This window comes from Pseudoalteromonas sp. AWM4_233 (assembly GCF_056158285.1).
On sequence record NZ_JBSWSZ010000113.1, the window covers coordinates 626528 to 641983 of the forward strand.

General features: G+C 38.6%; 10 protein-coding genes. All 10 read right to left on the bottom strand.

What is annotated here, in order from left to right; all coding sequences use genetic code 11:
• Window positions 1–92 precede the first annotated feature (92 nt).
• Entirely contained in the window at window positions 93–974 is an 882-nt protein-coding gene (rluF, locus tag ACXAC4_RS24215; protein WP_475166652.1) for a 23S rRNA pseudouridine(2604) synthase RluF, read from the bottom strand.
• A 57-nt stretch (window positions 975–1031) separates the two neighbouring features.
• Window positions 1032–2027 (bottom strand): ABC transporter substrate-binding protein, encoded by a 996-nt coding sequence (locus ACXAC4_RS24220; protein WP_475166658.1) that lies wholly within the window; start codon window positions 2025–2027, stop codon window positions 1032–1034.
• A 100-nt stretch (window positions 2028–2127) separates the two neighbouring features.
• Window positions 2128–3345: an EAL and HDOD domain-containing protein gene (locus ACXAC4_RS24225; protein ID WP_475166664.1), complete on the bottom strand. Its 1218-nt coding sequence runs from the start codon at window positions 3343–3345 to the stop codon at window positions 2128–2130.
• 187 nt (window positions 3346–3532) lie between these two features.
• Window positions 3533–5065, bottom strand: coding sequence for a glycogen synthase (locus ACXAC4_RS24230; protein WP_475166670.1), 1533 nt, complete (start codon window positions 5063–5065; stop codon window positions 3533–3535).
• A gap of 9 nt (window positions 5066–5074) precedes the next feature.
• Window positions 5075–6379, bottom strand: coding sequence for a glucose-1-phosphate adenylyltransferase (gene glgC, locus ACXAC4_RS24235; protein ID WP_475166673.1), 1305 nt, complete (start codon window positions 6377–6379; stop codon window positions 5075–5077).
• A complete protein-coding gene (locus ACXAC4_RS24240) occupies window positions 6372–8891 on the bottom strand; it encodes a glycogen/starch/alpha-glucan phosphorylase (RefSeq protein ID WP_475166675.1) in 2520 nt (839 codons plus the stop codon). Before ACXAC4_RS24240 ends, glgC begins: the two co-directional genes overlap by 8 nt.
• Window positions 8881–10923 (bottom strand): glycogen debranching protein GlgX, encoded by a 2043-nt coding sequence (glgX, locus tag ACXAC4_RS24245; protein WP_475166677.1) that lies wholly within the window; start codon window positions 10921–10923, stop codon window positions 8881–8883. The genes ACXAC4_RS24240 and glgX overlap by 11 nt, the downstream gene beginning before the upstream one ends.
• A 2-nt stretch (window positions 10924–10925) precedes the next feature.
• The gene (gene glgB / locus ACXAC4_RS24250) at window positions 10926–13145 is read right to left on the bottom strand and encodes a 1,4-alpha-glucan branching protein GlgB (RefSeq protein ID WP_475166680.1); all 2220 of its coding nucleotides are present in this window, start codon (window positions 13143–13145) and stop codon (window positions 10926–10928) included.
• A complete protein-coding gene (gene malQ, locus ACXAC4_RS24255) occupies window positions 13138–15120 on the bottom strand; it encodes a 4-alpha-glucanotransferase (protein WP_475166688.1) in 1983 nt (660 codons plus the stop codon). Before malQ ends, glgB begins: the two co-directional genes overlap by 8 nt.
• Window positions 15107–15430 (bottom strand): isoamylase early set domain-containing protein, encoded by a 324-nt coding sequence (locus ACXAC4_RS24260; protein ID WP_404396749.1) that lies wholly within the window; start codon window positions 15428–15430, stop codon window positions 15107–15109. The genes malQ and ACXAC4_RS24260 overlap by 14 nt, the downstream gene beginning before the upstream one ends.
• Between the last annotated feature and the right edge of the window lie 26 nt (window positions 15431–15456).

Sequence of the window (15456 nt, forward strand, 5' to 3'; positions counted from 1 at the left end):
GGCCATTTTTTCTGCATGTAATTACTTATGTATTTGCATGCTTTAATAATTCAGAGCTAGTTAATTTAAATCTAGCTAGCTTAAAACTATTTTTATTTACGATTCAAAGACAAGGTGCCTTTTTTTCGTTCTGCAGGCTTTCTTGAATTCTTCTTAGGCTGCTGCCCATCTCTTTTAGACCTTGCATCGGTATAACGCGTCACAGCTTTTTTATCTGATGGCTTTTTGATTTTTTTATTGCTATCTACTGAACCTTCTTCTGTTTTAGCTGATCCTTCAATGGCTTTGTTTATTTCAGCCATTTCTTGCTCAGTTAAATGTCGCCATTGTCCAGGTCTTAATCCATTCAAGTTAACATTCATAATTCGTACGCGTTTGAGCTCTGTTACCTCGTAACCAAGGTATTCGCACATTCGACGGATCTGTCTGTTTAAACCCTGAGTTAGGATAATGGTAAAAGTTTTATCGCCGGTCTGTTTCACGAAGCATTTTTTGGTTACCGTATCTAAGATTGGCAAACCACCTGCCATTCTTTCGACAAAACGTTTATTGATGCTTCTATCAACTGTAACCACATATTCTTTTTCGTGGTTATTGCCGGCACGTAGAATTTTGTTAACGATGTCACCTTCATTTGTGAGAAATATTAATCCCTCAGAAGGTCTGTCGAGTCGACCAATTGGAAATATACGCTCGGGGTAATCTATTGCACTGACAATATTACTTTTTATTTTTTTCTCAGTCGTACAGGTTACGCCAACTGGTTTATTGTAAGCAATGTAAACACGTTTAGGCTTTGCTTTAAGTGGCTTACCATCAATCAGGATTGTATCTTCGTCAGATACTTTCACACCCATTTCCGGTAGATTACCGTTAACCTTAATACGTCCAGCATCAATAAGCTTGTCAGCTTCTCTTCTAGAACAAAAACCTGTTTCACTAATGTATTTATTTAAACGTGTTGTAGCAGTCAAAAGACAATCCCAAAAATTCAATTGGCAGTATTTTAAAGGATTAGTATTTAATTTTCTCTAATTTTTCTGCCAAACCTTAGGAATTAAGTGGAGTTGATATTCAGATTGTTTATTTAGGTGCAGACTTTTAGATTTATAGTCAATTTGCCCCCAATTAGGATTACTTTTCATCCATTGATAATTTTGCACATTGTCTTTCGTAATAATACCCATGGGTATTACTAATTTTTTGTGTTCAGCCCAATAAGGATGTTTGTTGTGATGATCAAATAAACTAACAAGCGCCCATGCCCCCATCATAAAATGCCCTCCGACGCTTGCTTGTACTTCACCTGAGGCTATTTTTTCAAGGCCTACCGATAACCAGTCAAACCCTCCAAATGCGATATTCTGACTTTCAGAGCAAGCTTGCTTGCATGCTTTCATTGCGCCAATGGCCATCAGATCAGAAGCAGCCCAAACAATATTAATATCTTCATGTCTTTTTAGTAATTTTAGAGTTTGATCAGTTGAAACAGATTCTGACCAAGATGCATGGACTTCTTGTGCAACTGTCACACCTTTAGAAGAAAAGAAGTCAACGGCGCCTTTTGCGCGCATATCTGACTCAGAACCATAATGACCATTAATAAGTACAGCTTTTAGACTTTTATTGTTATTGCTTGAATTATATAGAGATTGCGCCAGATCATACCCAGCTCGATAATTATCATGGTAGACTTCACCTAGCCATGATTTAAAATTTTCTCCAGGGCTTGCTATTTGTTGCTTTTCTTCCCCAGATATCGTCTCTTCTAAAGTAATTGAAGGCACTTTATATTTTTCAAGTAACTTTAGTGTTTCTAACGCTGCACCTGGATAAAGTATCAAAATGGTGTAATCAGGCTTTTTTTGATACTCAAGATATTTCTTTAACTCTTGATATTGAATATGACGATTGCCTTCACCATAAATCACATCTAGTTCAAAGCCCAACTGAAAAGCAGCATGTTGACTAATGGTCTGTACCTTGCGCCAGAAAGGGTCATCAACCACTGAGGGGTTTACAAACAAAACGGTTTGCTTTGCCGCAGAATTAAAAGCTAGTATAAACAGAAATAAGAAGAGCAACCTTAATTGAAACCGCATTTAAATTTTTCTTCCCATACCAAACCTAGAATGCTTTGTCTTTGTACATATCTGCCCACAAGATGGCTGATGCGTGAAATTCAGGTAGGCATTCATCACTGATGTTTAAATATTGACACGCTTTTTGTAATTTCCACCAGCTCCCTGATTCATACGCTTTAACGATATTTAAGACATAGTAATGAAAATTTGCTTCACCTAACAAGGCTTTTTGAAGCTCTTCAGGAAAAGGTAATTTATCAACCACTTTTTCCATTGGCCTATCTAAAATTGCATCAAGTAATGAAAATAGACCAACTAAGAAACATGCTGATCCTGAATTTGGTTGAACCTTACTGCCTATTAGTTCGCAAAATCGAGCGCGAACAATACTCATTCTAGTTAGTTCTGTTGGTTTGCCTTTGGCAACATGCGCCGTCATGATCAAGCCCACAAACTTTTTAGTACGTTCGTACCCTAAATAGACCAAAGCTTGCTTAATAGACTCAATTTTACTTTTTATAGGAAATACACCTGAATTAATTAATCGCAACAATTTATAAGCTAACGCCGTATCTTGGGAGAATAATTGCGCAATTTTAGTCACATTGAGATTGGGTTTTAAAACTTCAGTATAAATGAGCATGACTATGGTGTAGTTGAATTCAATATCATTCTCTTCAATAACACGGGGTTTTGCAAAAAAATAACCTTGAAAAAAATGAAACCCCATTTTTTTTGCTATTTCATACTCTTCTTCAGTTTCTATCTTTTCAGCTAAGAGTTTAATGTTTTTTTGCTGTTTTAATTCATCAATAATAGGACCAAGTGTATCAAGCGGACTTTGCATCACATCGAATTTTATTAGACGAACTAATTTCAAAAATGGTTTCCACCCCTCTTCATATACAAAGTCGTCTAATGCTAGTTTATAGTTCTGATGAAACAAACTCCTAACACGTTCATAGTTGTCTTTCGTAGGCTGAATAGTTTCTAACAGTTCTAGGATAACATCATTAGCAGGGAGAAATGTTGCAAGCTCTTGCTTTAAAGATTCAGGACCAATATTAATAAGAGCCTTCTTACCGGATGTAAGATACCGCGTACCAAGATTTAACTGATTATCGAGAATAAGTTTTGCAGTTGCTTTATCTTCAGCAATGTTGGGAAAACTGTTGCTCGAGCCATCTCTAAAAAGTAGCTCATAGGCAACAACTTGCTTTTTCCTATTAAAAATAGCTTGTCTTGCTACAAAAACTTTCAAGCATAAGCTCCTTTTCCCAAATACATCTTTTCAACATGAAACGTTTAATATAATAGCATTATAGTAAGACAAAAAAACCCAACTAAATAACTAAAAGCAAAGTCAATAATTTAAAATTATAGCAAAAGATAACTAGGAATACGGCTGAAATAAGCATAGTTACTCATTTCAGCCAAATAAGTGAAGACTAATTATACAGTTTTGAGATGTATTCTTGCGCTAAACCCTGCCACTCGAAGCGGGCAGACTTAGCGTTACTTGAAATATCATTGTACTGAGATTTATTGGTGCTGAGTAATGACAAAGCTTGTTCAAATGATTCGATTAAATTTTCTACTTGTTGAACTAATGACTCACCATTAAAGACAAAGCCTGTTTCGTTATGCGAAACTGTATCTTTTAACCCACCGACACCATGCACTAAACATGGCTGTCCATCACGCATAGCAAGCATTTGGCTTATGCCACAAGGCTCAAATGAACTCGGCATTAAGAATAACTTGCCTAATGGATATAGTGTATCTCCAAGCTTTTGATCATAGCCATTTAAAAATAAAACATTGTCTCTTCTTGCCATGACCTGCATAAATTGCGATTCAATATATGGGTCGCCACTACCAAGAATAACTATGTTGCTATTAAACTTATCTGCAACTAGAGCTAAATCATCAAGTACAATACCATTTGCAGATTTTTGCATTAGCAATAGCACTTTTTGATCCGTGATACGGCCAACACTAGAGACGATGGCTTTCTCTTTCAAAGCTTTCCAGTTAGACACTCTTTGGTGAGCAATATAATGTTTGGTTTCGATAAGGTTTGACTTAGACATCCATTTAAATATACATTTTTCCGCTTCAGTTAGATACTCACTATAAGAGAGCTTATCCTTTTCTGCTGCACTGTAATTACATCCATTTAGAATACCAAACAACCTACCTTGACTCGCCGCTAAACGCATATCATGTTCTAGACCTTCACCACCAAAAAAACCTTCATCGGGTCGACTCGTCTCTTGTACCTCAAAACTGTAAGTAGGTGAAACAACATGGATCACGTCACATAAGTTTAGACCACTGCGCATCGGGTTATAACAGTGGGGGTACTGATGATCGCAGATTTGATGACCATCATAATTTAAGGTTGGAAACCAGGCTTCTAAGCTTGATTCATCATGATTAAAAGGCCTGATACCTTGAAGGGCTAAATTGTGTACCGTGTACACAAGCTTCAACGTTTTCAAATACACAAAGCGCGGGCTAAACTTGGCAAGCACAGACACGCCCGCAGCATGCCAATCATGTAAGTGAATAACATTTAAATTATCAATTATTCTGTGCTCTATAATTTCACAAACTGCAGCACTAAAAAAAGCAAATTTCGTTGCATCAGAGGCAAACGGCCTGTTTGCACCATCATCACAATATATCTTCCCACCATTGTCTGAAAACAAAGAATGTGAAATTACATATTGATTTACACCTTCACTTGATTCAACTAACCACAAACTCGCTGTTTCTAAATGTTGCCTAAAAGGCACTGCTATGTCTGCGATAAAATGTCGATTTAATTGCTCTTGACCATAATCTGGTACTACAACAGATACCGTTAAGCCATGTTCACTTAATGCGTAAGGGATGTCACGGATAACATCCGCAACTCCCCCAACTTTACAATTTGGCAATCGGTCATTCTCAGCACCGACCATTAAAATATGCATACCCTGCCTTTAAACTACTGAAAGCTCTTGTTTTTCTTCATTAACTAGTTGACGTTGATTATAAGCAGCAAGCATATCTCTCGTCACCAATACAATGCCTTTTTTTGACACCCTGAAACCATTCTCTTCGTCAATTTTTGAGTCGTAACCAATCACTATGCCTTCAGGAAGTTCACAACTACGGTCAATGATGGCATTTCTTACTTTACAATTTCTGCCAATTTTAACGCCGGGCAGGATCACTGACCCTTCAATAGTACAATAAGAGTGAACATGAACATTTGAAAACAGTAATGATTTACGTACGACTGAGCCTGATATAATACAACCACCAGAGACCGTTGAATCTACAGCCATACCGCGTCTTTCCTCATCATCAAAAATGAACTTTGCTGGAGGTAGCTGTTCTTGGTAAGTCCAAATTGGCCAGCTCGGGTCATATAAATCTAATTGTGGCTCTGGAGAAACAAGTTCCATATTTGCTTCCCAAAATGAGTCAATTGTGCCCACATCACGCCAGTAAGCTTGACCTTTTTGTGTTGGCTCTCTGAAAGGGAATGCAAACACGTTATGTTCTTCTATAATGGCAGGAATAATATCGTGACCAAAATCGCGACCGGACCCCTCTCGTTCTGCGTCGTTTTTCAACTGTTCGAATAGGAATTCAGTATTAAATACGTAGTTGCCCATTGATGCTAGGCAAGTCCCTTCTTTTCCTGGAATAGAAGAAGGTTCAGCAGGCTTTTCGTCAAAACGTCTGACTCGGTTATTGTCATCAACCGTCATAACACCAAACGTATTAGCAGCTTCTTCACAGGGGACTTCAATACAACATACTGTCATATCTGCACCGGTTTCAACGTGTTTTGCGAGCAATGCGCCGTAGTCCATACGATAAACATGATCGCCTGATAAAATCATGACATATTTTGGCAATTCATGACGAATAATGTCCATATTTTGGAATACCGCATCAGCTGTTCCGCAATACCATTCATCACCATAACGCTGAGATGCCGGTAAGATTTCAACCGACTCACCCAGTTCTTTTTTAAAGTGTCCCCACGCTCGATTAACATGGCGAATTAGTGAGTGAGACTTGTACTGTGTGGCTATGCCGACACGTCTAATACCTGAATTTATACAATTTGAAAGCGGAAAATCGATGATCCTATGTTTACCGCCAAAGTAGACAGCAGGCTTTGCACGCCAGTTAGTTAACTCATGTAAACGAGAGCCTCGGCCACCAGCCAAAATCAGAGCATAGGTCTCTCTGGTTAAATTACTAATATAACGATTTTCATAACTAGGCATGTTGCTTCTCCATTTGTTCCTTGTCTGTAATCTGTGTTGTATCTGGCGCTATTTGCCAGATCTCTTCACTATATTGTGAAATAGTTCTGTCACTTGAAAATTTGCCACTGGCCGCAGTATTGAGAATACTCATTTGAGTCCAATGGTCTTTATCTTGATACGCTTTGGCCGCATTACTTTGCGCCTGACAATAACTGTCAAAGTCATAAGCGGTTAACCAAGGGTCGCTTGGGCATTTAACAGCATTAATAATGTCGTCGAAGATGTTGGGTTCGAATAAATTAAAGTGACCACTTTCAAGTAATTTAAATACCGCGCTCAAGCTTTCGCTGTTGTGAATGACTTTCTGAGGGTCATAGTGTGACCTAATAGTGTTGGTTTCTTCTGCTTTTGCACCAAATAAAAAGAAGTTGTCTGCACCAACATTTTCTAAGATTTCGATGTTAGCACCATCGAGAGTCCCGATTGTAATCGCACCATTCATCATAAACTTCATATTGCCTGTGCCGGATGCCTCTTTACCTGCGGTTGAGATCTGCTCTGATAGATCGGTCGCAGGGCAAATCGTTTCCATCGCAGTAACATTGTAGTTAGGAAGAAATGCGACTCTTAAGTAAGGTTTAGATCTTTCATCTTTATTAATGACTTCAGCAACATTGTTGATCAATTTAATGATTTGCTTAGCCATGTAATACCCTGGCGCAGCTTTACCACCAATCAATACACAACGCGGTGTTAGATTTTCTGTTTTGCCCTTACAAATCTGAATGTACAAATGAATAACATGAAGGATGTTCAATAATTGACGTTTATATTCATGTATACGCTTCACTTGCACGTCAAACATCATATTTGAATCAAACTCAACACCACATTGTGATTTAACTAAAGCAACAAGTTTTTCTTTGTTCGCTTTCTTAACTTCAAACCATTTGGCTTGAAACGGCTTATCATCGTAGTAGCGACGTAAGTCTTTAATGTTACTGAAATCAGCAATCCACTCATTGCCGATATAGTCACTGATTAATGATTTAAGCTCAGGATTGCAATGCGCAAGCCATCTACGAGGGGTTACCCCATTGGTTTTGTTATTAAATTTCTCAGGCCAAAGCTGATAGAAGGTGTTGAAAAGACCACTTTTCAACAACTCAGTATGAAGTGCAGCAACACCATTAACAGAAAAACTGCCAACGATTGCCAAATATGCCATACGAATTTGTGGCACATCCCCTTCTTCAATTAAAGAAAGCTCCCTTTGTTTTGAAACATCGCCTGGCCAATGAATGGCAACCTGCGCTAAGAAACGAGCATTAATTTCATAAATAATTTCTAGTAAGCGAGGTAAAAGCCTTTCAAATAAAGGCACTGACCAACGCTCTAATGCTTCAGGTAACAAGGTATGATTCGTGTATGCCATGGTGCTTGTGGTGATTTTCCACGCTTTATCCCACTCGATTTCATAATCATCAATCAGTAAGCGCATAAGCTCTGCGACCGCAATGCTAGGATGTGTATCGTTTAACTGAAATACATGAAATTTAGCAAAATCATCAAAGTTTTCGCCATGCTCGGCCACCCAATCATCTAGAATGTCTTGTAAACTCGAACTGGTTAAAAAATACTGCTGTCGTAGCCTTAACTCTTTACCGTTTTCGCTACTGTCATTGGGATAGAGCACCATCGAAATTTGCTCTGCTAAGTTTTTTTGCGCAACAGCATCAGAATAGCTACCTTCATTGAATTCTCTTAAATTGAACTCATCTGTTGCTTCTGCTTTCCAAAGCCTTAATGTATTAACAATGTCATTTTTATAACCAGGAATTGGCACATCGTAAGGCACAGCAAGAACATCCTGAGTGTTCACCCACGCTCTATGTGTTCTTCCATGTTTATCGACATATGACTCAACATGGCCAAAGAACTTAACTCGCTTTGACTGTTCTGGCGCACTCAGCTCCCAAGGGTGTCCTTCTCGTAACCAGTTGTCAGGATGCTCGACTTGATAACCGTTTTCGATAGATTGGTTAAACATGCCATATTCATAACGAATACCATACCCAACAACCGGAAGCGCTAGACTGGCACAACTATCTAAAAAACATGCAGCAAGTCGACCTAAGCCTCCATTGCCAAGGCCAGCATCATGCTCTGCACTACTTACACATTCTAACTCTGCACTATATTGCTCAAGCGCTGTTTTTACATCTTGTTCTAAATCGAGATTCAAAATAGCATTACCGAGCGCTCGACCCATTAAAAATTCAAGTGAAATATATGCCGCTTTTCTGATAGGCTGCTTGTTTCTATGTTCATTGGTTTTTCTACATTTAGCTACGAGCCTATCTCGAATTGTTAATGCTAGAGCATGATATAGATAGAGCCTTGACTCGACGTTTTTATCTCGCCCTAAGGTATAGTAAAAATGTCGATTTAGATCTTCACTGACATCAGCTAACAAGGTGTCGACCTTGGCTGTATCAGGCACTTGTCCATTTGAATTTTTATGACTCATTATCATTTCCTTCAAAATTAGTAGAAAAAACCCAGCTTGATTGCGCTGAAATATCTAAAACTTGTTCTATTTGGTTGAATTTAACAGAGGGCTCAGAAGTGATTTGTAAATGCCACTTCTGTGCATTCCTGGGAAGGCTGACGTTAACAGGTGCCTCGCTTGCATTTAAAAGTAATAAAAGGGACGTTTTATTGCTGTTGTCATCCAAGCGACACATTAGAAATTGAGAAGTTGGGTCGTGCCATTTAACCGTATCCATAGGCTGAGATTGTTCGTCAAACCAGTGCACCGAAAAATCGCTATCTTCTTGATGTACATAAAAAGGATGCTTGAAAATAGTAAAACAACTTCTTATTTCGATAAGCCTAGATATAAAGTCTCTCAAATCTTGACTGTTTGCCTCATCCCAATTTAACCAGCTAATGTCGTTATCTTGGCAATAAGCGTTGTTATTACCTTTTTGAGAGTGACCAAGCTCTGTACCTGCAGCAATCATAGGTACACCGCAAGACATGAACAGCGTAATAAGTGCATTCTTTTGCTGTTTTAATCTAAGTGAATTAACGACAACATCTTGGGTTTCACCTTCGATACCACAATTAAAACTGTGGTTGTCATTGTGACCATCTTGGTTATTTTCACCATTTGCAAGATTGTTTTTATGTTCATAGCTCACCCAGTCATTGAGTGTAAAACCGTCATGGCTGGTGATGAAATTGATTGAATTTAATGGACCTCGCAAGTTGTGTTCAAATAAGTCATTTGAACCATGGATCCGTTTAGCCAATTCAGGAAGAACATGTTGCTTGGCTTGCCAGAACTGACGAACAGTATCTCTGTATTTATCGTTCCACTCACGCCAAGGAGCAGGAAATGCACCGAGCTGATAGCCCCCGGGGCCGATATCCCAAGGCTCAGCGATGAGTTTACATTGACTTAATACTGGGTCTTGATGGATTGCTTGAAAGAATGCATGACCTTTATTAAACCCTTTGCTGCCTCTACCGAGAATACTGGCGAGATCAAACCTAAAACCATCAACCCCGTAATATTCAACCCAATATCTTAGACTATCTAGTATGAGTTTTAGCGTATATGGGTCATCTATATTGACTGTGTTGCCACACCCTGTATCGTTAATATAATCACAGCTATCATCTAACAATCGATAATAACCAGAATTATTCAGACCTTTAAAAGACAAGGTTGGACCTTCAAGCCCAGCTTCAGCGGTATGATTAAAGACAACATCTATAATTACCTCTATACCCGCTTTATGAAGTAGCCCAACCATTTGCTGAAATTCATCAATGTTTCCATCAACAAGGTATTCTTTATGTGGGGTAAAAAAGTTAAGGGTATTGTAGCCCCAATAATTCTGTAAGCCTTTGGCTGTTAAAAACTGTTCACTGATAAAGCTATGAACAGGCAATAACTCGATTGCATTGATACCCATAGACTTTAAATGACGAATGAAGTGCTCATGTGCAAGGCCAAGAAATTTACCTCTCAGCGCTTCGGGGATTTTGTTATTTAATTTCGTCGCGCCTTTAACATGACACTCATAAATAACAGTCTCACTCCATTGAACATTCGGCCTTTCTCCTTGATATTTTTCAAGTAAAGTTAGCTTCGACTTCGTCATATCAAAGGCATTATCAGCATCATTGAAATGCCCAACGGGTAAATGACAAAAGTGCCTTTCGCTCCAATAAAAATGGCCATGAAGATCTTTTGCGTAGGGGTCTAGCAATAATTTATGTTCATTATGTAACTGACCTGAACTCAAATCATAATCACCAGAAACCCGGAGGCCATAAATACAGCCTTCTTGTAAGCCTTCTACACTGACTGACCAAACGCCCCCTTCATGTAAATGCATAGCCAAACGCTCTGTTTCAGCATAGCCACTGTCATCAAATAAACAGAGTGAAACATGTGCAGCTTGTGGAGCATATACTGCAAAATTCACTGAATTATCTGACTGTGAAGCGCCTAAGGGGGAGCTATTACCTTTACCAGAAATCAGCATTCTTACCCCGTCACGAACTGTAAATAAAGCGTAGATAAAGGCGGAATAGTTATTTGAATGCTTTGTTCAAAGCCATGACTTACGATATCTTGTGTCTCGATAAGCTGCTGGCTGTGTGCAACTGCATTAACACCACTACCCCAAAACGTCTCATCATCCGTGTTTAGGGCGACTTGATATACACCTTTAGCTGGCACCCCCATTCTGAATTGGTGGTAAACTTGGCCGGTGAAATGAGAGATTACAACGATATGCTGATTTTTAGATTTAGAAAAACGAACAAAGCTGAAAATACTTTGCTGACTATTATCACTGTCAATCCACTTAAACCCTTCAGGCTGCTGGTCCAACTCATAAAACGCAGGTGATGTTTTGTAGACTTGGTTTAACTTTTGAATTGTCTTAAACACACCATGATGCGCTTCAGAGTTAAGTAAATCCCAATCTAGACCAGCATTGTGGTTCCACTCTTCTCTGGGTGCGAGCTCAGCGCCCATGAAAAGTAACTTTTTACCTGGGTGCGCATACATAAATGCATAGTAGGCTCTTAAATTAGCAAACTGCTGCCAATCATCTCCAGGCATTTTAGACAACAAAGAGCCTTTACCATGTACCACTTCGTCATGACTGAGCGGCAAAATGTAATTCTCTGAATAAGCATAAGCCATCGAAAACGTCATTTCATGGTGGTGGTATTGCTTATGAATTGGATCACGCTTCATATAGTTTAGCGTGTCGTTCATCCAACCCATATTCCATTTATAACCAAAACCCAAACCATTATTATCAACAGAATTCGTCACACCAGGCCAAGCTGTCGATTCTTCTGCAACCATCATAATGTCGTTTTGATTGGCATAACTGCGGGTGTTTACTTTTTGTAAAAGGTGTATGGCATCAAAGTTTTCTCGCCCCCCTAAATGGTTTGGTACCCATTCATTATCTTCACGGCTGTAATCTAAGTACAACATGGAAGCAACGGCATCAACGCGTAAGCCATCTATTTGATACTGTTCTAACCAGTAGATGGCGTTTGAAAGTAAATATGACTGAACTTCAGGTCGACTATAATTGTAAATATAAGTATTCCAATCTGGGTGGAATCCTTGTCGTTTATCTGCATGCTCATATAAATGCGTGCCATCAAAACAATGCAAACCATGTGGATCAGACGGAAAGTGCCCCGGTACCCAATCCAATAAAACGCCCAATTCCGCTTTTTTACATGACTCAATAAAATAAGCAAAGTCATCAACAGAGCCAAATCGACTTGATGGAGAAAATAATCCAACTGGCTGATAACCCCAAGAGCCATCAAAAGGATACTCACTGATTGGCATTAATTGAATATGCGTAAAACCTAGCTCTTTTACATAATTAACTAAATCATCTGCCAATTCTCGATAAGTAAGATAGCGCCCCCCCTCGTTTTCTCTTCTTTTCCAAGAGCCTAAATGTACTTCGTAAATGCTGATAGGCGCATCAACTCTATTAAGAGTATTTTGAACTTTACTCTTTTTTACGGAGACTTGAGGTATCGACTTTTGAATTACAGATGCAGTACCTGGAGACTGTTGTGTTTTTAATGCATAAGGATCTGCCTTTTCAAAACGATTACCATGGCAATCTGTAATCGCATATTTATAACATTGATCCGTTTCTATTTCTGGCAAAAACAATTCCCAAATACCACTTGCGGGGTGTTTACGCATTAAGTTCTGATGAGCATGCCAATGATTAAACTCACCGATTACAGACACAGCATGTGCATTTGGCGCCCACACCGCAAACCTAACACCTAATACACCTTGTTGCTCAACACAATGCGCGCCTAATAATCGATATGCATGTTCTAAAGTGCCTTCATTAAAAAGATACATATCATCCTGATTTAAGGATGATTTAAACTGGTAAGGGTCGTAAAAAACGTGGTCTGAGCCATCGTGGTATAACGCCCTCAGTTGATATGGCTCTGGTAAATCAACATTTTTTAGCGTTAGGACAAACAAACCCGAATCATTAATGTTTAAGAAATCAATATTTCCAGAGGAGCTCACTAACTCGACAGAGTGTGCCCCTTCAATAAATGCTCTTATTTCAAATTGCTGTTCAGAGTTAACATGTAACCCTAAGAATGAGAAAGGATCACTAAATTGACCTTGTTGTAATGCTTTTATTTGCGCGTCGTAAGTAGTTTCTTTGCGGGCCAAAGAGTCAATCATTGCTTTTCCTTAATGCTGTTAAATCATTGAGTAAACTTTGCTGTGCAGCAAAAACGTCTTCTATCGGTGTGAGAATTCGACGTCGCCAATTTTTATATTCTTTATCTGTACCAGGAATGTTAATAGGCAAGGTTTGTTTTGCTAAATCATCAAAATTTAAGCTAAAAAGTTTAGGTGGGGTTTGAATGAGTGTTTTAACTAGCTCATTAAACAACTCGTCTACATCGCTTTCTAAATTAAGGTGGGATTTATTGAGCCAATTCAACACGCGTTGTTTATCAATTAGTCTTTGAGACTTTAATGCATTGGCTTGTGGCTCAGTGCAAAGAGAAAGACTTAATTTCAAATCCACGTCCTGTGCATACCACCAAGAAATAAACGGTGGCACGTCGTGGTTTGATAACATCAACATACAATTTTCGCGGTAATCGTTACCATGTTTGAACTCGCCCATATGGTTTTTTTCGAAATAAAACAAAGTATTTCCATAAATACCACTTAACGCCAAGGCTTCCGTAACTTCAGGCGGTACAACCCCTAAATCCTCACCAACTAAACCGGTATTATTGAGGTGGGATTCAATCTTTAAAATAGCTAAAAGATATTCAAATGGATAATACACATAACAACCACTTTGTTCGGCATCGACTGTTAAACACCACCACAAACGCCTTAATGACATCACATGGTCAATTCTTAAAGCCCCAAAATACTGCATGTTCTCTTTTATTAACTGCTTAAAATAAGCAAAGTTATTATCCGCTATATTTTTAGGATCAATAACCGGTAACCCCCAATTCTGACCATTCTCAGCCCAAGGGTCGGGTGGCGCACCAATTTCAGCATGCTTTGCAAATATTGATTGATTTGTTAAAAATTCAAGGCCATCTTTCGCGCAACCAACTGCTAAATCATTGATCAAACCTGTTTTCATCCCAAGGGATAAACAAAGCTTTTGACATTGATTTAGTTGCTCATGAGCAAGCCACTGCCAGAACTTTGCCCGTTCGTCATCTGCAAAAGCGCTCAATAAATTACTTTTAGTTTGACAAAATCGACGAAAATTGCGTTGTAATTTTAAGCTGGCATTTTGCTTAAACTGACGATAAAGAGACTTTAATAACTTGTATTTGGTCTCTGCGACTAGTTCATAGTCTATATATTGCGCCTGTTTTTCAGCATTCAAAATTGCTAATGCCGAATTATGTTCGTCTGCCATTTGTATAAAGGTAGTCTGAGTAAGGCATTCAGCTATAGAAATATAGAGAGGGTTAATTAGCCCGCGATGACTTGGGCTATATGGGCTGGCTCTTTGTGGCTGTTCTTCAAACAAAAGATGTAAAGGATTCAACAAAATAAAATCAATGCCAGACTTTGCACTATTGTTTATCAATTGCTGCAAATCTGAAAAATCACCAAAACCATAATTTACATCTGAAGTTAGGGTATAAAGTTGAACGCTAACCCCAAGTTGCTTTTGTTCATTAAATTCCACAGCTTCTTTGGGTGTCACCCACAACTCTGTAAAATATACTTCGTCATCAAGTGTTACCTGTGCGGTGAAATAACCCGCAGGTAGGTGTTTTGATATAGGTAACCTTAGTTCCACAAAACGGGTACCGGCATCAATATATTCACCAGAAAAAACTGCTTTTTTAAACGATAACTCGACACTTAAATCAATCTCAGATATCTCTAAATATAAAGGCCCGTATTTTTGATTGTCTTTTATCCTAATCGTAAGATGAGGCTCTGATTGTTCAACTAAACTGATACTTGGCAATAACGAATGCCATGGCGCAACGTCTAACTTGAAGTTTAAAGCATGTATTAATTCATTGGTGCAAAAATCAATGTCACATGCTTTTAAAGCCGCTTCTCTAACTTGCTGAGAAAACCTAACTGTTTCACCAGTATATTTTGTGAACTCAGAACCTATGCCGTATAAATAGCAAAGTTGTTCAAATGCATTCATTCTGAATACCAACTTCCTTTATGGTAGACACTAAACTGTTTTCTGAACCAAACCCATTTGCTTTGTAGCCATCAGCTTGATTATCATTTTCCCAAACTTCACCATCTATCAGGTATCTGAACTGATACTGTTTATTTGTTGGTAAGCGAAATTTACTTTTGAATACTTGACGTGATTTAACGAATTTCATTTCAACTGGTTGCCAGTTATTAAACTCAGCAACCAGTTCGATTTTATCCGCATTTTTAAACCCACACTCGAAAGTTATTTCAGCTTCTGCTTTGGTCTTAAAGAATCGCTTATTTAGCATTGCCTTGCCTTATTCCTAAAGAAATT